The sequence below is a fragment of the Aeromicrobium ginsengisoli genome (genome assembly GCF_004134905.2).
Taxonomy (GTDB): domain Bacteria; phylum Actinomycetota; class Actinomycetes; order Propionibacteriales; family Nocardioidaceae; genus Aeromicrobium; species Aeromicrobium ginsengisoli.
Map to the genome: position 1 here is coordinate 107687 of NZ_SDPQ02000004.1, position 19863 is coordinate 127549.

The 19863-nt window shown below is 67.0% G+C and carries 18 protein-coding genes; 13 read left to right on the forward strand and 5 right to left on the reverse strand.

Going from position 1 to position 19863, the window contains the following annotated elements; translation table 11 throughout:
• Positions 1-176: 176 nt before the first annotated feature.
• From ESP70_RS19060 to ESP70_RS19080, 5 genes are all read left to right on the forward strand, one after another.
• Complete coding sequence (locus ESP70_RS19060) at positions 177-1010, forward strand: acyl-CoA thioesterase (RefSeq protein ID WP_188110716.1); 834 nt, start codon at positions 177-179, stop codon at positions 1008-1010.
• A gap of 57 nt (positions 1011-1067) precedes the next feature.
• The gene (locus ESP70_RS19065) at positions 1068-1832 is read left to right on the forward strand and encodes a 3-hydroxyacyl-CoA dehydrogenase (protein ID WP_149690913.1); all 765 of its coding nucleotides are present in this window, start codon (positions 1068-1070) and stop codon (positions 1830-1832) included.
• Positions 1829-2818, forward strand: coding sequence for an NAD(P)H-dependent flavin oxidoreductase (locus ESP70_RS19070; protein WP_149690914.1), 990 nt, complete (start codon positions 1829-1831; stop codon positions 2816-2818). The genes ESP70_RS19065 and ESP70_RS19070 overlap by 4 nt, the downstream gene beginning before the upstream one ends.
• A 28-nt stretch (positions 2819-2846) precedes the next feature.
• Complete coding sequence (locus tag ESP70_RS19075; RefSeq protein WP_149690915.1) at positions 2847-3968, forward strand: NDMA-dependent alcohol dehydrogenase; 1122 nt, start codon at positions 2847-2849, stop codon at positions 3966-3968.
• Between the two features lie 404 nt (positions 3969-4372).
• On the forward strand, positions 4373-5125 hold the full coding sequence (locus ESP70_RS19080; RefSeq protein ID WP_149690916.1) for an enoyl-CoA hydratase/isomerase family protein: 753 nt from the start codon (positions 4373-4375) through the stop codon (positions 5123-5125).
• A 352-nt stretch (positions 5126-5477) separates the two neighbouring features.
• Here the strand turns inward: ESP70_RS19080 and ESP70_RS19085 are convergent, their stop codons facing one another.
• Both ESP70_RS19085 and ESP70_RS19090 read right to left on the reverse strand, forming a co-directional pair.
• Positions 5478-5885, reverse strand: coding sequence for a carboxymuconolactone decarboxylase family protein (locus tag ESP70_RS19085; protein WP_149690917.1), 408 nt, complete (start codon positions 5883-5885; stop codon positions 5478-5480).
• A gap of 51 nt (positions 5886-5936) precedes the next feature.
• On the reverse strand, positions 5937-6566 hold the full coding sequence (locus tag ESP70_RS19090) for a TetR/AcrR family transcriptional regulator (protein WP_149690918.1): 630 nt from the start codon (positions 6564-6566) through the stop codon (positions 5937-5939).
• A 130-nt stretch (positions 6567-6696) separates the two neighbouring features.
• On the opposite strand from ESP70_RS19090, the gene ESP70_RS19095 reads away from it, so the two are divergent.
• From ESP70_RS19095 to ESP70_RS19105, 3 genes are all read left to right on the forward strand, one after another.
• Positions 6697-7242 carry a DUF302 domain-containing protein gene (locus tag ESP70_RS19095; RefSeq protein WP_149690919.1) on the forward strand — a complete coding sequence of 182 codons (546 nt, stop codon included), beginning with the start codon at positions 6697-6699 and terminating at the stop codon, positions 7240-7242.
• A gap of 163 nt (positions 7243-7405) precedes the next feature.
• Positions 7406-8740: an amidase family protein gene (locus tag ESP70_RS19100; protein WP_223148803.1), complete on the forward strand. Its 1335-nt coding sequence runs from the start codon at positions 7406-7408 to the stop codon at positions 8738-8740.
• Between the two features lie 202 nt (positions 8741-8942).
• Complete coding sequence (locus ESP70_RS19105; RefSeq protein WP_223148804.1) at positions 8943-9767, forward strand: Rossmann-fold NAD(P)-binding domain-containing protein; 825 nt, start codon at positions 8943-8945, stop codon at positions 9765-9767.
• 9 nt (positions 9768-9776) lie between these two features.
• On the opposite strand, the gene ESP70_RS19110 is transcribed toward ESP70_RS19105, so the two are convergent.
• The 3 genes from ESP70_RS19110 to ESP70_RS19120 are packed head-to-tail and all read right to left on the reverse strand — an operon-like array spanning position 9777 to position 13956.
• Positions 9777-10439 (reverse strand): cupin domain-containing protein, encoded by a 663-nt coding sequence (locus ESP70_RS19110; RefSeq protein ID WP_149690921.1) that lies wholly within the window; start codon positions 10437-10439, stop codon positions 9777-9779.
• Positions 10436-12001, reverse strand: coding sequence for an AMP-binding protein (locus tag ESP70_RS19115; protein WP_149690922.1), 1566 nt, complete (start codon positions 11999-12001; stop codon positions 10436-10438). The genes ESP70_RS19110 and ESP70_RS19115 overlap by 4 nt, the downstream gene beginning before the upstream one ends.
• Entirely contained in the window at positions 11995-13956 is a 1962-nt protein-coding gene (locus ESP70_RS19120) for an alpha-ketoacid dehydrogenase subunit alpha/beta (RefSeq protein WP_149690923.1), read from the reverse strand. Before ESP70_RS19120 ends, ESP70_RS19115 begins: the two co-directional genes overlap by 7 nt.
• Positions 13957-14167: 211 nt before the next feature.
• On the opposite strand from ESP70_RS19120, the gene ESP70_RS19125 reads away from it, so the two are divergent.
• From ESP70_RS19125 to ESP70_RS19145, 5 genes are all read left to right on the forward strand, one after another.
• On the forward strand, positions 14168-15100 hold the full coding sequence (locus ESP70_RS19125) for an alpha/beta hydrolase (RefSeq protein ID WP_149690924.1): 933 nt from the start codon (positions 14168-14170) through the stop codon (positions 15098-15100).
• 81 nt (positions 15101-15181) lie between these two features.
• On the forward strand, positions 15182-16474 hold the full coding sequence (locus ESP70_RS19130; RefSeq protein WP_149690925.1) for a sugar ABC transporter substrate-binding protein: 1293 nt from the start codon (positions 15182-15184) through the stop codon (positions 16472-16474).
• Between the two features lie 2 nt (positions 16475-16476).
• Positions 16477-18006 carry a sugar ABC transporter ATP-binding protein gene (locus tag ESP70_RS19135; protein WP_149690926.1) on the forward strand — a complete coding sequence of 510 codons (1530 nt, stop codon included), beginning with the start codon at positions 16477-16479 and terminating at the stop codon, positions 18004-18006.
• A gap of 7 nt (positions 18007-18013) precedes the next feature.
• Positions 18014-19033: an ABC transporter permease gene (locus ESP70_RS19140; RefSeq protein ID WP_149690927.1), complete on the forward strand. Its 1020-nt coding sequence runs from the start codon at positions 18014-18016 to the stop codon at positions 19031-19033.
• Entirely contained in the window at positions 19030-19863 is an 834-nt protein-coding gene (locus ESP70_RS19145) for a mycofactocin-coupled SDR family oxidoreductase (RefSeq protein ID WP_149690928.1), read from the forward strand. Before ESP70_RS19140 ends, ESP70_RS19145 begins: the two co-directional genes overlap by 4 nt.

Consider the following 19863-nt stretch of genomic DNA (forward strand, 5'->3'; position numbering starts at 1 on the left):
ATACTTTTAAAAGTCAAATTGGTATGCTTGCGACTTCGAGAGTGCATGTCGACGGGCGAGGAGTTAGTCGTGGGGAGACCGACCGGCACTGGACCCGTCAGGACGAGAGCGCTCCACCTCTCGTGAGCGCGACTTTCGAGGCATCATCTTCTGCCGAGCCGGAAGCCATGAGGAGCTTGTCGGGCATCCTCCGGCTGGATCAACTCGAACCGACCACGTTCCGCGCCGATGCCCGACACGGCGTGGCCGGGAGGGTTTTCGGCGGGGAGGTCGCGGCGCAAGCCGTGATGGCCGCGACGGCCACCGTGGCACCTGGCCGGCTGCTTCATTCGGTTCACACGTACTTCTTGCTGCCTGGTGACTCGTCGGTCCCGGTGATCTATTTCGTTCGTACCGAGCGCGACGGCGGCACGTTCAGCAACCGCTCGGTCGCGGCCCACCAGCATGGCCGTGTCATCTTCACGATGACGGCCTCGTTCCAAGTGCCCCGCCACGGAGTGGCACATCAGGTGCCCAGCCTCCGCGCCCCATCGCCCGATGTCGTGCCGGTGCCCGCGGTGACCTTCGCCCAAGACAAGGCGACGACCGACTGGCTCGACGGGCTGATGAGCCGCATCCCGGTCGAGCTCCGGTTTCCTGAGGACTTCGAGCGCAACGCGCAGCCGGTGCGCTCCCAGCCGTTCACGCGGGCATGGATGCGCTCCGCCGAGCGGTTGGCCGACGACCCTTCGGTGCAGGCGGCCGCCGTCGTGTACCTGTCTGACCTCCTGATGCTCTCGACAGCGCTCGTACCTCACGGGATCGCGATCGATGACCCCGGCGTCCTGTTCGCCACGGTCGACCACACGGTGTGGTTCCACGCGCCTTGCCGCGCCGACGACTGGTTCATGTACGAGGTCGAAAGCGACTGGGCCGGAAGCGGTCGCGCGCTGTGCCGCGGTCGAGTCTTCGACCAGAACGGTCAGCTGTGCGCCACCACCATGCAAGAAGGAGCCATCCGCGTTTCATAGTCCCGTAGCCACAGCGTCGGGATCCTCGTCATGTGCACACCCAGAAAGGTATTTCGTATGGACATCAGCACCACAGTCGCCCTCGTGACAGGGGGCGCTTCAGGGCTTGGCCGGGCGACCGTCGACGCGCTTATTGCCCGGGGCGGAAGGGTGGTTATCGTGGATCTGCCCGGATCGGCCGGTGAGGAAGTCGCGGCCGACCTTGGTGATGTCGTGCGGTTCGCGGCTGCGGATGTCCGTGACCCTGAGGCAGTGCAGGCGGCGGTCGACCTCGCGAGTGAGCTGGGCGATCTCCGTGTCGCAGTGAGCTGCGCCGGGACGGGTGATGCCGTCAAGACCGTGGGTCGTGGCAATGTGCCCTATCCGCTGGACGCGTTCCAGCGGGTCGTCGAGATCAACCTGGTTGGTACGTTCAACGTGATCCGGCTCGCGGCCGCTCGCATGGCGGAGCTCGACCCGCTCGGCGAGGAGCGCGGCGTAGTCATCAACACGGCCTCCGTGGCGGCGTTCGACGGTCAGATCGGCCAGGCGGCGTACGCGGCATCGAAGGGCGGCGTGGTCGGGATGACCCTGCCCATCGCGCGGGATCTGTCGAGTCTCGCGATTCGCGTAGTGACAATCGCCCCAGGCTTGTTCGACACTCCGCTCTTGGCCTCGCTGCCCGAGGAAGCTAAAGCCTCGCTCGGTCGTCAGGTGCCGCATCCGGCTCGTCTCGGTAGACCCACCGAGTTCGGCGAATTGGCTGCACACATCGTCGAGAACGCCATGCTCAACGGTGAGACGATTCGTCTCGACGGCGCCATCCGGATGACTCCCCGATGAGGGCCCCGACGTTCCGCAACCGGTTCACCGAGACCTTTGGTGTGAGCGTGCCCATCATTCAGGGTGGCATGCAGTGGGTGAGCCGGGCGCCGCTCACCGCCGCGGTCGCCGAGGCAGGCGCTCTCGGCTTTCTTGGCGCACTGACACAACCCACACCTGACGATCTGATGCGGGAGATCGCGAGAACGCGAGAGCTCACGGATCAACCGTTCGGAGTCAACCTGACCATCCTTCCGTCGATCAACCCGCCACCGTATGACGAGTACCGGGCGGTGATCATTGAGGCCGGCATCACAGTGGTGGAGACTGCAGGCTCCAATCCCGCGTCTCACCTGCAGTTCTTCTCTGCTGCGGGGGTCAAGGTGATTCACAAGTGCACGAGTGTCCGTCACGCTCTCAGCGCGCAGGCAGCAGGGGTGGACGCCGTCAGCATCGACGGTTTCGAGTGTGCAGGCCATCCGGGCGAAGATGATGTGACGGGTCTCGTGCTGCTGCCGGCCGCCGCGGACGCCCTCGACATCCCCGTGATCGCCTCCGGCGGTTTTGCCGATGGTCGCGGGTTGATGGCGGCCCTCAGTCTCGGCGCCGACGCAGTGACGATGGGCACGCGGTTCATGTGCACAGCGGAGTCGCCGGTGCACGAAAACGTCAAGCGAGCGATCGTGGAAGCCGGCGAGCGAGATACTGAGCTGATCTTCCGCGAGCTCAGGAACACTGCTCGAGTGGCCTCGAATGGCGTGAGCCGCCGGGTCGTGGACATCCTGTCCAATGGTGGCGAGTTCGCCGACGTCAAGGACTTGGTCGCTGGCGTGCGCGGACGCAAAGTCTTCGAAGAAGGTGATGTCGAGGCGGGCATTTGGACGACAGGCATGGCGCAAGGACTGATTCGCGACATCCCGCGAGTCGCGGACCTGATAGATCGGATCATGGCAGAAGCGGCCGACGTTCACGCGGCGGCCGGGTCCGGGTTTGCCGTGAGCGTATGACATTCGAGCACGGAGCTCGAGGTCGCCGATGAAGACGCGTGGCGCCGTGGTTGTTGCTCCAGGGCGACCTTATGAGGTCGTTGACCTGGTGCTGGATGAGCCGCGGGCCCGCGAGGTTGTGGTCAAGATGTCAGCATCGGGCATCTGCCATTCGGATGACCATCTCGCCACGGGAGACCTGCAGGTCCAGACCTATCCGTTCTGTGGTGGGCACGAGGGATCCGGCGTCGTGGTGGCCCTTGGAACAGACGTCACCGAGGTCGAGGTGGACGACCACGTCGTGTTCTCGTTCGTCCCGGCGTGCGGCAGGTGCAGGTGGTGCGCGGCCGGCCAGCAGAATCTCTGCGACCTTGGGGCGCACGCTCTGAGTGGGTGCCGTCCAGATGATCCCTCGACGTGGCGGGTGCATACGCCGGATGGCCGACCGGTGGGGCAGATGAGCTCGATCGGTACGTTCTCCGAGCACACAGTTGTCAACGTCGCGTCGGTCATCAAGGTTGACCGGGACCTGCCGCTACACGTCATCTGCCTACTCGGTTGCTGTGTCAGCACCGGCTGGGGTAGCTCCGTCAACGATGCTCGGGTCGAGCCGGGCGACACGATCATCGTCATGGGTCTCGGTGGCATCGGGATGAACGCCGTTCAGGGCGCTCGGCATGCCGGAGCTGGGTGTGTGATCGGCGTCGATCCTGTGGCGATGAAGCGGACGTTGGCGAGCGATTTCGGCGCGACTCACGCAGTCGCCTCGATGCAAGAAGCTGGCCGACTGGCGCGCTCGCGTACTGATGGTCAAGGCGCCGACAAGGCCGTCATCGCAGTCGGCGTCCTCGCTGGAGATCACTTGGCAGAGGCATTGTCGACCGTGCGCAAAGGGGGCACCGTGGTCATCACGAGTGTCGCTCCGATGACCGATCTCGGCGCCCCCATCAGCCTCTTCCAGGTGGCCATGCTGCACCAACGGATTCAAGGATCCATCTACGGAGGTTGCAATCCGAGGCGCGACATTCCACGCCAGGTACAGATGTATCGCGACGGCCAACTGATCCTTGACGAGCTCGTGACCAAGACGTACTCCCTTGACGACATCGGTCAGGGATTCGCCGATCTTCGTTCTGGGCTCAACTTGCGTGGTGTGGTCACGTTCAACTGACGATGCCGCCGGACGGCGCCATCAGATCACGGCTTGGCCCCGGCCCGACTCGACAGCCAATTGGAGGATGAAATGGAGCCGTACGAGGTCATCGACATGTCCGTCGTGTCGTGCGCACACGGTGGTCACGTGAGAGCGGTGACAGTCTCCGATGGTGCAGCGCGAAGTGTCCGTGAGTGGACCGTTCCAGAGATCTGGACCGCGATCTACCAAGGGCAGGTGTTCCTCGTCCGTGATCCATCGCAGCAGGGAGCGCGGGTGGTTGCCACGGAGTACTGCCGTTGTGGATGGGGGACTCTCCGCACCATCGACTCCGAGGCCACCGAAGGTGACCTCATCCCGTCGCGATCCAGGATGAACGCCCAAGGTCTACAGCACACTCAGTCGCGGGGTCACTGACGGTGATGGAGTCGCTCAGCCTTTCGATTCACGATGGCATCGCCCATCTTCGGTTGACCCGTCCCGACCGTTCGAACGCGTTCGATCTGGCGGGCGCTCACGCGTTCGACGCTGCGGTTCGCAGGATCGAGCGGGACGACGATGCGCGAGTCGTCCTGCTCAGTGGGGCTGGATCAAGGTTCTGTGCCGGAGGGGATGTCTCAAGTATGATCGCCGCCGAGAACAGAGGGGCGTACGTCCGGGATCTCGCGGATACCCTCGACGCGGCCTTGCAGCGCTTGGACTCCATGACCAAGCCGACAGTCGTGGCGGTGCAGGGTGCGGTTGCGGGTGCTGGGATCGGCGTGATGCTTGCGGGCGACCTGATCGTGGCTGAGCGGGCAACGAAGTTCGTCACGGCCTACGCCGGAATCGGGCTCACGCCCGACTGCGGAGTTTCGTGGTTGCTTCCGCGGGCCGTTGGGCAAATGCGAGCCTTGCAGATGATCCTGACACCGACCGTGGTCGATGGCGAGACTGCGTTGTCATGGGGCCTGGTCAGCGAAGTCGTGGGCACAGATGCACTGGCCCGCGCTGAGGAACTTGCGCGCTCGCTCGCAGCCGGCCCCGCGGAGGCACTGGGACACGCACGTCGTTTGTTGCGGACGTCATGGTCTGTCGATCGCGCGACGGGCGGCGCGGAAGAGACGCGAACCATCGAGCGGGCCATCCTCTCTCCCGAAGCAGCGGCGTTGATCGATGCCTTCGGTAGAGGTTGAATCCTGAACGCGGAGGGCGCAAGCACATCGTGAATACACACGTTCGTAGGTCATAAGTCTCCTGCTGAGGTTCGCCTGCGCTCATGCATCGACTCCGGAAGGTCGTCGATCAGCCAGGCGGTCGCGGTGAGAGCTGGGTTCCAGCTTTGGGCCGGGCGCTCTACGTGTGCCCCCGGCGCACCCCCGCGGCGCAATCGCGGGCACCGTTGCCACAGATACGACTGAAATCACAGGCAGAAACTCCATCCTGCGTCACTTGTAATGAGGATGTCGCGGGTTCGAATCGTGTCGGAGGCTCAGGGAATTTCGGGTCCGGACTGCGCAATCAGGTGATGGCTGCCGCATTCTGAAGTCATTCTTGTTCCGCGAAGACTTCCGCCGCGATCTGGTAGCACTCGAAGGCTCGCGCAACGCCGCCGTACACGGCGATCTGGATGAAGACTTCAACGATCTCTTCTTTTGTTGCGCCGGAGTTCAGTGCGATACGCAGCTGTCCCCGCAACGGCTCCAACGTGCCTAGCGTTGCGGCTACCGTCACGGAGACAAGTGCTCGGGTCCGGACATCGAGATGCTCATCTCGCGGCCACACGTCGCCGAACGCGTGGACCGTGGCGATCCGCTTGAAGTCCTCGGAATTGGCAGGTTCGCTCGGTGTGCTCTGGAGGAACCGCTCCAGGCGGAAGCCGAGAAGCGCCTCAGCATTGTCGAGAGCTTGTGCGAAGGGTGCGTGAGAGTCGTTCTGATCAGGTTGATCGGACATGGCTGTCTACCTCCGTTGCGAGCAGTGATGTGCGAGTCGACTGAAGAAATCTCATTGGCCTGTCTCCATCCTTGTGCTGGTTCCGCCGATTCCCTCGATCAGACTCGTCGCCACATTCTGGGCGTCCTCGAAAGGTTGGGTGTCATTGAGTGAGGCGGACATGGCGCGAGCGCCTTCGAAGAGCACGGCGAGTTGCCGGCCCACGGCCTCGGGGTCGTGAGCACCCGCTTCGGCGGCGGTTTCGATCAAGCGAGCGATGAAGGACCTCTTGTGGTGTTCGACCAGTGCTGCGACGTCGGGCATGGTTCCGGCTGTCTCCACGGCGGCGTTGTGCATGGGACAGCCGCGTAGGACGGTGTTCGGCTTGGGGTCATCCGGCCGCACGGAGAACAGGGCAAGAAGGCGTTCGCGGGCGCTGATGTCGCGACGCTCCAGCATGGTTTCGACGTGCAGCGGGCCATCAGGTTCCGATTCGAGCCGTCGCAGGTACGCGCTGACGAGCGCCTCCTTGCTCGAAAAGTGCTGGTAGAGAGTGCGGGTCGACACGTGGGCGGCATTCGTCAGTCCTGCGATGCCGGTCGCGTGGATTCCGTCGCGCGCGAAGAGCTCGACTGTGGTGCGCAGGATCCGCTCCTGCGCACCACGGCCTCCCTTGGAGGCGCCTTCTGGTGGGTGCGGCATGCGTTAAGTATAGCGATCGTTTTACCTCGGACGAATTGGCTGCTACCCTCGAGTCAAGGTAAAGCGATCACTGTACTTTGAACCTTGACGAGCGCGCTTCCGCCTCGCAACAAGGAAGGAATCGAGATCCATGTCCACTCAGAACGCTGTCTCAACACCCCATGAGGTCATCCGGTGGTCGATTGATACAGAAGCGTCCTTTGCCGACTTCCGGGACCGGTACGAGGCAGCTGTGCCGGTCGTGGATCTCCAACGGATGGCTCAACTGCGCGCCGAGCACGCTAGCTGGGACATCGTGATGGCTGCTGCCGCGGAGAACGCGCCACACGGCTTCATGCGGTTCTGGGGCAGCGATGTCAGTGAGCTCATGCAGCTCGCGGGTGATTCTGGCGCCTGCGTCACCTACCTGATGGGAAATCACACGATTGCCGAACGTATGTATCGGCATGATCCGGCAGTGATGCTGTACGCCCCGTTGCGGACGACGATTCACCTCGACGAGCAGGGTCTGACCCGGTTCTCGATCGATCAACCCAGCACCCGATTTGGCAGCTTCGACGCCCCGGAGATCGCTGCTGTCGGAGCAGAGCTGGATCGCAAGGTCGCCGATCTCCTCGAGCTCCTGAACGTTCGGGTTCCAGCTGCCTTGACTGCCGCTCCCGGTTCCCAGATGTGATCCCGAGACGACCAAGCCCAGAGAGGTACTCATGAACGACCAGGAAGCATTCACTGACATCGAGCCCACGTCTGACGAGGATTCTCTCGCCGAGCTCGGCGTAGCAGCGGCTGCTGCTGCAATCCGCGACGGTGGCATCACGTCTGAGGCCTACACCTCCGCCATGCTGAGCCGCGCTCGACGATTGTCCGGCCTCAACTCGTTCATCACGATTGACGAATCCGCCGTGCTGGCGGCAGCGGTAGAGGCAGACAATGCTCGCGCCGCAGGAATCGTGGCGCCGCTGCTCGGAGTCCCGGTCGGGGTGAAGGACAGCTACCAGACGCGTGGCCTGCGTACGACCCTCGGCGTGAAGACATTGGCACAATTCGTGCCGGAGACGGACGCCGACGTCGTGGCCGCCATCAAGGCGGCCGGCGGGCTCGTGTTCGGCAAGAACAACCTCGTGGAGATGTCTTTCGGGCTGACTGGCCACAACCAACACCACGGACAGGTCAAGAACCCTCACGCCCCCGATCATGTCTCGGGTGGATCATCGAGTGGCTCCGCGGCCGCCGTGGCTGCAGGCATCGTGCCTGCGGCGTTGGGCGGCGACACGGTCGGCTCCATCAGGGTGCCGGCTTCCCTGTGTGGGGTGGTCGGTTTCAAGCCCACCACGGGACGATGGCCGCGCGATGGCGTCGCACCGATCTCGCACACGCTCGACACGACGGGCGTGTTTGCGCGTACGGTCGAGGACTGCATGGTGGTCGACCAGGTCGTCACGAACGAAGCTGGCTCTCAGCCTCACCGATCCGATCTGAAGGGCGCCAGACTCGCCTACGCGCCCAGGCAGTACCTGGATCTCGTCGACGCCGAGACCATGGCGCAATTCGAGGACGCGTTGCTCCGTCTGAGGGACGCCGGAGCCGAAGTTGAGGAGGTCGACCTTGGCGACGACTTCTCCGAGATGGCGGGCCGGGTGACGTGGGACATCTTCTTCCGCGAGACGAAGGAAGGTGTTTCGGAGTTCCTCCGCCGCAATGAGTTCCCGGCCTCGTTCGAGGAGATCTACCGCGACCTGAAGCCGCAGCTCAAGGACGTGTGGGGCCACCTGGTCCTGCCGAGCGGACCGGGCCACCTCACCGAGGACGCCTACAGATCAGCAATGTCTGTCGACCGTCCGGAGATTCAACGTCGCCTCGGCGACGTGTTCACCTTGGGTGGATTCGACGCTCTGGTGTTTCCCACCACGCCCTCCGCAGCCCCCTCAATTGACCAGCAGTGGAAGTTCACGATCTCAGGAGTGGAGGTCGACGACCTGGTCCTGGCCAAGAACACGGTGCCCACCAGTGGCGCCGGGATACCGGGTGTCAGCATCCCCACTGGGTTGAACCGTTCGGGCCTGCCCATCGGGATCGAGTTCGACGGCGCACACGGTCATGACAGGAAACTCCTCGACCTGGCGCGTCAAGCGGAGTCCGTGTTCGAACCTCTGCCGGCTCTCCTGTCGCACTAGTCAGTGGCGCGACACCATTCGCTCAACTGTCGTGCCATCCCGCGGTGCCGCCGCCAGCGAGTCTGCGCCGCTCGTGCCCGCAGGATGTCGCGGGTTCGCCTCCTGTCGGAGGCGGGAAGATTCAGGTCTGACCAATCGGATCGCGCACGAGTCGAGCGGGGTGAGGCGCCGGCGCCATGGCCTGAGCGCCTAGCCTCGTGACGTGACTCCGGACGTGGTGCTGGTCGGCTGTGGCGACCTTGGTGGTGACGTGGGCCAACGGCTCGCCGCGCGGGGCCACGCCGTGCTCGCCCTGCGCCGCCGCGCCGAGCTCGTCCCGCAACCTCTGCGGGGTCTGTCAGTGGATCTCACCCGCGAACAACCAGACCTTCCGCCGCTCGACCTGGCGTACCTGGTCGTGGCGTTGACCGCCAGGCCCCGGACCGAGGAGAACTACCGCGCGACGTATGTCGAGGGCATGACCCGCGCGCTCGACGCGCTGGCCGCATCCGGTCAGGTACCGCGGCGTGCAGTGCTCGTGTCGTCGACGGGAGTGTTCGGCGACCTGGACCCGGCCGTGCTGGCCGACGAGTCCACGACTCCCCGCCCTGCCGATGGGCCGGCACGGATGCTGCTCGAGGCCGAGCGGGTGTTCTCCGATCGAGTGCCGGGCGGCACGGTCCTGCGCCTCTCAGGGCTTTACGGCCACGGCAGCACGCGACTGGTCGACCAGGTGCGCGCCGGAACGGTGACCGACCCGAACCGGTGGACCAACCGCATCCACCGCGATGACGCCGCCGCCGCGGTGGTCCATCTGCTCACTCGGGACACGCCGCCGGAGCCGCTCTATGTCGGGACCGACGACGAGCCCGCGCTCCTGGGCGATGTCGCTGCCCACCTGGCCGCACAGATGGGCGCGCCCGCCCCTCCTTCAGCCGACGCGGCGCTCGGACACGGCAAGCGGTTCACCAACGCGCGTCTGCGCGCCAGCGGCTGGGCGCCAAGCTTCCCGACCTACCGCGAGGGCTACGCGGGCCTGTCGGCATAGCCGCCAGCGTCATCCGACGACGAACCACACGGCGCGGACGAGCTGGTCGGTCGTGTTGCGCAGCCGGTGGGGCACGTCGCCGCGCAGGTGGATCGCCTCTCCGGCGCTGAGCGTCCGCTGGTCGCCGTTGACCTCGACCGTCAGGCTGCCTTCGAGGACGTAGCCGTAGTCGTCGCCGGGGTGCTGCTGCGGCGAGTCGCCGGGCGCCGAGTCGGATCCGGGGTCGTACTCCGTCAACAGGAACTGCACGTGGTGGTCGGCAGGGGTGTCCGCCAGGCGCTTCCAGCGGACGCCGTTCTGCAGGGTGAGGTACTCCTCGAACTCCGCGGCGTCCTGCTTGTCGAGCACCCGGGGACGCGCTGGCGAGGGTCCGCCGTCACGGCCCGTGTCGACGCTGCTGCCGAGCAGCTCGTCGAGCGAGAGGTTGAGCTCCGACGCGATGGCGAACAACGTGTTGACCGCAGCCTTGCTCTGGCCGAGCTCGAACTGCGACAGGAACGATGCGGAGACCCCGAGCCGGCGGGCGAGCTCGCGCACGGAGATGCCGAGCCGTTCACGCTCGGCGCGGACGTTCTGGCCGACCGTGGTCCCCAGGCCGCCGCCGTGCGCCCCGTTGGCCTTGGGCCCGGGACGTCCTGATCCGCGCGACGACGTTCCCCCGTTGGCTGTCATCTCCGCGACTCCACTTCGGTAGGCAACGCGGCCCAGCCTAGACCCTCACGCAGCCGGAACTTCTGGATCTTGCCGCTGGCGGTGCGGGGTAGCTCCATGACGATCTCCAAACGCTCGGGACTCTTCTGGACGGCAAATCCTGCGTCGACGAGGTGCGCGCGCAGCTCGTCGAGGGTCGGGGGACCAGCTGAGGCGGGTACGACGAAGGCGCACGCGCGCTCGCCGAGTGTGTCGTCGGGATAGCCGACGATCGCGACCTCGCTGACGAGGGGGTGGTCGAGGAGCGCCCACTCGACCTCGGCGGCGCTGTACTTCTCGCCGCCGCGATTGATGATGTCCTTGATCCGCCCGGAGATGTGCAGGGTCCCGTCGGGCTCGATCACGGCCGTGTCGCCCGTGCGGAAGAACCCGTCGGGCGTGAAGCTGGCGTCGTTCAACGACGCGTCGACGTAGCCGAGGAACAGCTCTGGCCCGCGGGCCAGCAGCTCGGGCACGCCGTCGGCGGCCCGGATGGTCATCTCGTTCTGCCCGATCACGGTGCCCTCGCCGTCGGCCGCCGCGTCCAGGTCGCCGAACGGGTCTGCCATGGCGAGCGTCGGCAGCTCGGTCGACCCGTACGTCCGCACGACGGCGGTGCCCATCACGGCGTGTGCGCGCCGCACGAGGTCGGGCGGGATGTCCGCGCCGCCACAGATGAACGTACGCAGGGAGGAATGGCTGTCGTACGTCTCGCAGAGGCCGCGCAGGAACGGGGTGGCGCTCACCGTGAACGTGCAGCGCTCCGCCTCGATCAACGCGACGGCCGGCTCGGGGTCCCACCGATCCAGCAGCACGGCGGCCGCGCCGATGTCTGCCGTCAGCACGACGGCGTACGAGAGGCCCGTGATGTGGCTGAGTGGCGACGGCATGAAGACCCGGTCGGCCGAAGTCAGCCGGCAGGCGTCCCGGATGCTCGCGCTCTCGGCGAGGAGCGTGCGATGGCTGTGCAGGGCGCCTTTGGGGGCCGACGTCGTGCCCGAGGTGTAGAGCACCAGGGCGACGTCGTCGGCCGCTGTCGAGACTGCCAGTGTCGCAGCCGACTGCATGGCCTCGAACGGCGTGATCCCCTCGACCTCGGCCGTCATGCGTACGCCGACGACGAGCCGCCCCGGCGCCAGGTCCCTCAGCTCGACGGCGTGGTCGTGGCCGCGATACGTCATCGGTGCGACCAGGACCGCGGGATCGACCTGGTCGATGATGAACGCCAGCTCGTGGGCGCGATAGATCGGCACGACCGGCAGCACCACCCCGCCCGCGAGCCACGTGCCCCACACCGCGACCACGGTCTCCCACCAGTTGGGCAGCTGGATGAGCACGACGTCGCCGGTGACCAGCCCACCCTCGCGCAGGGCGCCGGCGAAGGCCTCGGCCTGCGCCATGAGCTGGGCGTACGTGAGGCGGGTCGTGCCGTCGACCAGCGCCTCGGCGTCGGGGAAGGCCGTCGCGGCGACGCGCAGTCGGTCGGGCAGCGTCGCCGCGGGTGTCGCCGCTGCGAGGTGGTGGGGTCGCGTCGCGGTCAGCATGCCATGACCTCGCGTGCCGCGGCGACGATGTCGGCCGCCCCCGCCTCCCACACCCGTTCGAGCACCGGGGCGTACGGCGCCGGCGAATAGCTGGCGCCCACCCGGACGACGGGCGCGTCGAGCGACCAGAAGCCGGGTCCGACGGCCATCGCGGCGAGCTCGGCGCCGACGCCGAAGTCCGTCACGGCCTCCTGGGCGATCACCATGCGGTTGGTGCGGGCGAACGACTCGAGGACAGTCTCCCGGTCGAGCGGGACGATCGTGCGGAGGTCGATCACCTCGGCGTCGATGCCCTCGGCCGCCAGCGTCTCGGCCGCGTCGAGGGCGTGCGTCACCATGCGCGACCACGCGACGATCGTGACGTCGGCCCCGGGGCGTACGACATGGGCCTTGCCGAGCGGCAGGCGGTACGACGCGTCGGGCAACGCCGACTTCTTCTCGTAGAGCAGCCGGTGCTCGATGAACACGACCGGGTTGTCGTCCTCGATCGCGCTGCGCAGCAGCCCGTACGCATCGGTGCCCGAGCTCGGCATCACGACGGTCAGCCCGGGGATGTGGGCGAGGATCGCCTCGAGACTCTGGGAGTGCTGGCTGCCGGACGACCGGCCCGACCCGAACTGGGTGCGGACGACCATCGGCACGGTGACGGCGCCGCCGGTCATGAAGCGCAGCTTCGCCGCCTGGTTCATCAGCTGGTCGAGGCACACGCCGAGGAAGTCGAGATACATCAGCTCGACGACCGGCCGCAGCCCGGCCATCGCCGCTCCGACGCCGAGCCCCATGATCGCGGACTCGGAGATCGGGGTGTCGAGGACCCGGCCGGGGTGCGCCTCGGCGAGCCCGCGAGTCAGGCCGAACACGTTGCCCCCGGCGACGTCGATGCCGGCGAGGAACACCGAGGGGTCGGCGTCGAGCGCGTCGCCGAGTGCCTGCCGGATGATCTTGGACTGCGACACGACCGGACGATCGGCGGCAGGGCGAGCGGGCTCGGGCGTGACTGACCGTGGGGCGTAGACGAAGTCGTGTGCCGACGCGGCCGGTGGCTCCGCCGATGCCCGGGCGAACTCCTCGGCCTCGTCGACGGTCGCCAGGGCCTGCTGCTCGATCGTGGCGAGCTTGTCCTCGGACACGCCGCGGGCGAGCAGTCGTACGCGCGTGAGGGTGAGGGGGTCGGCGGCCGCGACCTCGGCCGCCATCGTGGCGGCGTCGCGATAGCGCTGTTGGTCGCCCTCGTAGTGGCCGTGCACCCGTACGGTCGACGCCTCGACGAGGATCGGGCCCTCGCCGCGGCGGACCCGTTCGAGGACGACCCGCATGCCGTCGGCCACGGCCTCCACGTCGGCGCCGTCGAGCTGGACGACGTCGATCCCGTACGCGAGTGCGCGCTGGGGGATCGGGACGGGGTGCTGGTCCTCGGCGCGGGAGAACTCCGAGAACCCGTTGTTCTCGCAGAAGAACACCACGGGCAGGTGCCAGAGCGCGGCGAGGTTGACCGCCTCGTGGAACGCGCCGGTCGCCACGGCGCCGTCGCCGAAGAAGCTGACCACGGCGTCGCCCGCCGCCTTGGCGCGCTGCGCGTGCGCGGCGCCGACGGCGATCGGCAGGCCAGCACCGACGATGCCGTTGGCGCCGAAGATGCCGAGGCTCGGGTCGGCGACGTGCATCGAGCCGCCCCGGCCCCGGCAGGCGCCGGTCTCCTTGCCCATGAGCTCGGCGAGCACGCGTCGGGGCTCGAGGCCCTTGGCGAGCACGTGGCCGTGACCGCGATGGGTCGAGGTGATGATGTCGTCGACGCGGGCGTGGAACAGCGCGCCGACGGCACACGCCTCCTGCCCGATCGAGGTGTGCACGAAGCCGGGGATCGCGTCCTGGGCGTACAGCGTGGAGATGCGTTCCTCCATGCGCCGGATGACCGACATCCGGCCGTACGCGTGCAGCAATTCGTCGCTGTCCATGTGGCGTGAGCACCTCCGTCCCGATCGTGCGGCTCTCCGGACAGTAGACCGGCGATCCCCACGGTGTCCAGTGACACTTGACAGAAATTTCTGTCCAGTGACACTTGACGCCGAACGAAATCTGGTGTCCAGTATCACTTGACAACTGATGTGACTGCCATCACGCCGATGGTGATCACGCCACCCGAACCCACACCCCAAGGGAGCGCAGATGCGCCGAGAAGATGTCGAGTTCCTGAGCGAGGGGACGACTGTCCGCGGCTGGCTCTACCGTCCGGACGGCGACGCCGGTGACGTGCCGGCGGTCGTCCTGGCCGGTGGCTGGTGCTACGTCCGCGAGCTCGTGATGCCCTACTACGCCGAGGCGTTCGCCGCTGCCGGCATCGCCGCGTTGGTCTTCGACTACCGCAACCTCGGGGTCTCCGACGGGGAGCCCCGCCAGCATCTCGACCCGACCGCCCAGGTCCGCGACTACCAGAACGCGCTGAGCTTCCTCGAGCGCACGCCCGGCATCGACGCCGACCGGCTCGGCGCCTGGGGCATCTCCTACTCGGGAGGCCACGTCCTGCGCATCGCGGCGACCGATCCGCGGGTCAAGGCGATCGTGAGCCAGATCCCGGTCGTCGACGGCTACCGCAACATGCGCCGGGTCCACGGCACGATGGGCTGGCGCCGGCTGTGGCAGGCGATCCTCGAGGACCGCCAGTTGCGCTACGAGGACCCCGCCAAGCGGCTCTACCTCCCGCACGCCACCGAGGAGCCCGAGAACGAGGTCTCCGCCTGGCCGTTCCCGGAGACCAAGACGACGTTCGCCCAGCTGCAGGCCACCGAGGCTCCGCTCTACCAGAACCTCAGCACGATGGAGTCCGTCGACCTGCTGCTCGACTACGACGTCAACTACTTCGTCGACCGCATCTACGACACGCCGACCCTGATGATCGTCGCCGAGGGTGACGACCTGACCCTCTGGGACCTCGAGATCGAGAGCTTCAACGCGATCCCGACGCACAAGAAGGAGCTCGTGGTCCTTCCGCACACCTCACACATGACGCTCTACAGCGATCGCGACAAGCTCGCGGCCGCCGCGGAGCACGCCACCTCCTGGTTCGTCCGGCAGCTGCTGTCGGACCGCACGGAGGACTGAAAGCCGCCCACCACGGTCGACGCGTACGCGGAGATCCCCCACCACGGCCGTTCGGCCACCTGCACAAAAGGACCCCCCATCATGGCTTCAACCGAATCAAAGATCGTCGAGTACGCCAAGAACGGCCACTTCGCGAGCCCGGTCTCACGGCGCTCCTTCCTTGCAGTCGCCGGAGCCGCCGGCATCACCCTCGGCGTCGCCGCGTGCGGCGGGAGCACGAGTGACGGCTCGAAGTCCTCCGGAGGCGGCGGGGGCAAGGTCAAGGAGAAGGCCTGGATCCAGGTCACGACCCTGTCGAACGACTTCTTCGTCGCGTTCAACGAAGGCGGCAAGCAGGCCATGAAGGCGCTCGGCGTCCAGGTGGCCTCGCTGGAGGACCAGGGCAACGTCAACACCGCCCTCGGTCAGGTCGGCAACGTCAAGGCCGCCGGCGGCAAGTCGATCTTCGGCACCCCGGCGACCGAGGCCCAGGCGGCAGCGGTCACCAAGGCGGCACAGGCTGCCGGCATCCTCTACGCCAGCTCCTACACCGCACCGGCCTGGTACACGCCTGCGGACGCCGACAAGTGGGTCCGCTTCATCACGCCGATGTCGACCAAGATCGCCGAGGCCACGGCTCGGGCGTTGTTCGATGAGGTCGGCAAGAAGGGCACGATCATCCACGTGCCCGGTCAGAAGGGCTCGTCCGCGGACGACCAGCGCACCGCCGGCCTCAACGCGGCACTCAAGGACTATCCCGACATCACCATCGTCACGGCGTCGCCCGGCAACTGGACGTCGGAGGACGCGCGCAAGTCGTTCACCAACATCCTGCCCAAGGTCAAGGACTTCGTCGGGGTCTTCGCGCAGAACGACAGCGAGGCCGCAGGTGTCATCGCGGCCCTCGACGCGCAGGGCATCAAGGACAAGGTCGTGACGGGCTTCGACGGCAACCAGCAGAACGTCCAGTACATCGCGGACGGCAAGCAGTTCCTGACCAGCGCCACGATCGGCGGACTGACGGCAGGCCTGCTCGGCGTGACGACGTTCGACGCGCTCAACGGCGTGAAGTTCAAGCTGCCCGAGACGTTCCTCGCCCAGGGCGCCCTGCTGGTCAAGCCCGACTCGGCGGACAAGGTGCTGAAGTCGATCTACCAGAAGCAGCTGCCGTTCGACTGGGCCAAGATGAGCAAGGCGCTGAACCCGGACTCCTGGGACCCGCAGACGGTCCTCAACCCGATCGACCCCAAGGAGTACTACGCCGGCGTCAAGCAGGACCAGTACAAGCTGAACTCGGCGTGGGACTCGGCCGACATCGAGGGCGTCCGCAAGGAGTACGACGCGGCGTTCAAGACCGGCCCCCTGTTCGAGTTCAAGAGCGATCTCGTCGCCTGACGATGTCCACCACGTCAACCATCGAGCTCACCGGCGTCTCCAAGACGTACGGTCCGGTCCATGCCCTGCGCGACGTCTCGCTCGAGGTACGGCCGGGGGAGGTCCTCGGCCTCATCGGTGAGAACGGTGCCGGCAAGTCCACGCTCATCGGGGTGCTCAGCGGCACCGTCCGGCCCGACGCAGGGACCATGCAGGTCCACGGGCAGGCGGCGCCGCTGGGCGACCCCCGGGCGCTGAGCTCGCTCGGCATCTCGGTGGTCGTCCAGGAGCAGGCGCTCGTGGAGTCGCTGCGCGTCTACGAGAACATCTACCTCGGCAGGGAGAGCGCCGTCGGCGGCCGTGGGCCGGGCCGCCGCCGGCGCCTGCGGGCGGCGGCGAGGAAGCTGCTCGAGGACCTGCACATCACGGGCGTCGATGCCGATGCCGTCGTGGTCGAGCTGTCGTACCCGCAGCGCCAGCTGATCGAGATCGCGAAGGCGTTCTCCCGTACGCGCACCGGCTCGGCGGCTCCGGTGATCCTGCTGGACGAGCCCACCAGCGCGCTGAGCGAGACCGAGGTCGAGATCCTGTTCTCGCTCGTGGAGCGGTGGAAGGACCGGGTCTCGTTCATCTTCGTCTCGCACATCCTGCAGGACGTCCTCAAGATCAGCACCCGGTTGCTGGTGCTGCGCGACGGCCGCGCGATCGAGACGCTCCCCAACGTCGGGGTCTCGCCCGAGCACCTGCACGAGCTCATGGTCGGCAGCGAGCGCAGCGCCGACTACTACCGCGAGGACGAGCAGGGCGGTGCGAGCGCCGAGGAGCCGGTCGTCGAGCTCCGCGGGGCGAGCGTCACGGGCGAGTTCGAGGACGTCGACCTGGTCATCCGGCCCGGCGAGATCGTCGGCGTCGCCGGCGTCATCGGATCGGGCAAGTCGACGCTCGCGGCAGCCGTCGCGGGCGCCGAGCGCCTCCACACCGGCGAGCTGCTGCTCGACGGCCGCCCTCGTACGCGATGGAACGTGGCCAAGGCGGTGCAGGAAGGCGTGCTGTACGTGCCGCCCGAGCGCGCCCACGACTCGCTCTTCACCACGACGTCGATCCGGTCCAACATCTCGATCGGCTTCCTCGACCTGCTCCAGACTCCGTGGAACCGCCTGATCCGGCTGCGGGAGGAGCGCACGCGATCCACGGCGCTCGCCAAGCGCCTGCAGATCAAGGCGCCGTCGCTCAGCACGCCGATCGGTGAGCTCAGCGGCGGCAACCAGCAGAAGGCCGTGTTCGCCCGGTGGCAGGGCCGCCGGTGCCGCGTCCTCGTGCTCAACGACCCGACGCGCGGCATCGACGTCGGGACCCGCGAGGAGATCTACGGACTCATCCGGGAGATGGCCGCAGACGGCATCGGTGTGCTGCTGTGCGCCGAGTCGCTCGAGGAGGTCATCGGCATGTCCGACCGGATCATCGTCATGAAGGACGGTCGGGTCACCGCCGAGCTGTCCTCACCCACAGCCGCCAAGCCGACCGAGGTCGACGTCATCAAACACATGATGTGAGGAACCCATGACCAACGTGATAGCCCCGCAGACACCCACGTCGCCCCCTCCGGCTCCCCCCGGCGGAGGGGGGCGTGGGGCCCTGGCCCGCCTCGACCAGTACCGCAACGTGCTCGTGCCGACGATCGCCGTGATCGCGCTGGTGATCTACTTCCAGTCGCAGACCTCGTCGTTCGTGTCGGCCGACTCGGCCCAGAACATCCTGCGCCAGATGGCCTTCCTGACGGTCCTCGCGCTCGCCGGCACGTTCGTGATCCTGATCGGTGGCATCGACCTGTCGGTCGCCGCCAACGCGACGCTCGCCGGCATCCTCATCGCGACGTGGATCGACGACTTCGGCGGCACGCTCGCGATCGTCATGGTCATCGCGGTCGGTGCGTTCGTCGGCCTGGTCAACGGCATCATCACGACCTGGCTGAAGGTGCCGTCGTTCCTGGTGACGCTCGGCATGATGTCGATCCTCGACGGCGTGTCCAACTCGATCTCGGACGGCGGCCCCGTGTCGTACCAGTCCGGGCTGCTGCAGACGCTCATCAACGACTCGACGATCCCCAATGTCCCCAACGGTGCCCTGATCGCGATCGTGCTGACCGCGATCGCCACGGTCGTCGCGTTCGCCACGCCGTTCGGCCGGCACATGTACGCGGTGGGCGGCAACGAGCGGGCCGCGGGTCTGAGCGGCGTACGCGTGCGGGCCGTCAAGCTCGCGGTGTTCGCACTCGCCGGTGGCGTCGCTGCGATCGCCGGCATCATCTTCACGGGTCAGGCCAGCACGGGCGTCCCGATGGGCGCCGATGCGAGCCTGCTCAACTCGATCGCCGCGATCGTCGTCGGCGGCACGGCGTTGTCGGGAGGCGTCGGCGGACCTCACCGTACGCTCCTCGGCGCGCTCGTCATCGTGCTGTTGAGCGCCGGGATGGACATCACATCGGTCGACCCGTACACCCAGCTCGTCGTCAAGGGCGCCGTCGTCATCGCGGCCGTCGCCCTCACGATCGATCGTCGTCGCTACGGGATGATCAAATGACCGGGCGGATGGCGGGCAAGGTCGCGTTCGTCACGGGTGCCGCCCGCGGGCAGGGTCGCAGCCACGCCGTGCGACTCGCCGAGGAAGGCGCGGACATCATCGCGATCGACCTCTGCGAGGACCTGCCCGAGGTGCCGTACCCGCTGGCCACCAAGGCCGACCTCGACGAGACCGTGCGCCAGGTCGAGGCGCTGGGTCGTCGCATCGTCGCCCGCGTCGCCGACGTACGGGACTCCGCCTCGATCGACGCAGCGCTCCGCGAGGGCGTCGACGAGCTGGGCCGCCTCGATGCCGTGTGCGCCAACGTGGGGATCAACAACCCGGCGCCGGCGCACGAGATCACCGAGGAGCAGTGGCACACCGTCATCGACATCGACCTCGGCGGCACGTGGCGCACCGTGAAGGCCGCGATCCCGTATCTCGTCGGCCAGGGCACCGGCGGGTCGATGGTGCTCACGAGCTCGGCTGCGGGCCTCAAGGGCTATGCCAACATCGCGCACTACACCGCCGCGAAGCACGGCATCAACGGCCTGATGAAGACCCTGGCCCAGGAGCTCGCCGAGCACCACATCCGCGTCAACACCGTCAACCCGACCCAGGTCGACACCCCGATGATCATGAACGACCCGATGTACCGGTTGTTCTGCCCCGACATCGAGAACCCCACCCGCGAGGACTTCGCCCCGATCTCGCAATCGATGAACGCTCTTCCCATACCGTGGGTGGAGTCTCGGGACGTCAGCAACTCCGTGCTGTTCCTGCTCTCTGACGAGTCCAGGTACATCACCGGTGTCGCACTGCCGGTCGATGCCGGCGTGCTCATCAAGTAG

Excerpts from the sequence above, each read along its gene's own strand:
- ESP70_RS19065 (WP_149690913.1), top strand. The coding sequence starts at position 1,068 with ATGGACATCAGCACCACAGTCGCCCTCGTGACAGGGGGCGCTTCAGGG.
- ESP70_RS19070 (WP_149690914.1), top strand. The coding sequence starts at position 1,829 with ATGAGGGCCCCGACGTTCCGCAACCGGTTCACCGAGACCTTTGGTGTG.
- ESP70_RS19075 (WP_149690915.1), top strand. The coding sequence starts at position 2,847 with ATGAAGACGCGTGGCGCCGTGGTTGTTGCTCCAGGGCGACCTTATGAG.
- ESP70_RS19080 (WP_149690916.1), top strand. The coding sequence starts at position 4,373 with ATGGAGTCGCTCAGCCTTTCGATTCACGATGGCATCGCCCATCTTCGG.
- ESP70_RS19085 (WP_149690917.1), bottom strand. The coding sequence starts at position 5,885 with ATGTCCGATCAACCTGATCAGAACGACTCTCACGCACCCTTCGCACAA.
- ESP70_RS19090 (WP_149690918.1), bottom strand. The coding sequence starts at position 6,566 with ATGCCGCACCCACCAGAAGGCGCCTCCAAGGGAGGCCGTGGTGCGCAG.
- ESP70_RS19095 (WP_149690919.1), top strand. The coding sequence starts at position 6,697 with ATGTCCACTCAGAACGCTGTCTCAACACCCCATGAGGTCATCCGGTGG.
- ESP70_RS19100 (WP_223148803.1), top strand. The coding sequence starts at position 7,406 with ATGCTGAGCCGCGCTCGACGATTGTCCGGCCTCAACTCGTTCATCACG.
- ESP70_RS19110 (WP_149690921.1), bottom strand. The coding sequence starts at position 10,439 with ATGACAGCCAACGGGGGAACGTCGTCGCGCGGATCAGGACGTCCCGGG.
- ESP70_RS19115 (WP_149690922.1), bottom strand. The coding sequence starts at position 12,001 with ATGCTGACCGCGACGCGACCCCACCACCTCGCAGCGGCGACACCCGCG.
- ESP70_RS19120 (WP_149690923.1), bottom strand. The coding sequence starts at position 13,956 with ATGGACAGCGACGAATTGCTGCACGCGTACGGCCGGATGTCGGTCATC.
- ESP70_RS19125 (WP_149690924.1), top strand. The coding sequence starts at position 14,168 with ATGCGCCGAGAAGATGTCGAGTTCCTGAGCGAGGGGACGACTGTCCGC.
- ESP70_RS19130 (WP_149690925.1), top strand. The coding sequence starts at position 15,182 with ATGGCTTCAACCGAATCAAAGATCGTCGAGTACGCCAAGAACGGCCAC.
- ESP70_RS19135 (WP_149690926.1), top strand. The coding sequence starts at position 16,477 with ATGTCCACCACGTCAACCATCGAGCTCACCGGCGTCTCCAAGACGTAC.
- ESP70_RS19140 (WP_149690927.1), top strand. The coding sequence starts at position 18,014 with ATGACCAACGTGATAGCCCCGCAGACACCCACGTCGCCCCCTCCGGCT.
- ESP70_RS19145 (WP_149690928.1), top strand. The coding sequence starts at position 19,030 with ATGACCGGGCGGATGGCGGGCAAGGTCGCGTTCGTCACGGGTGCCGCC.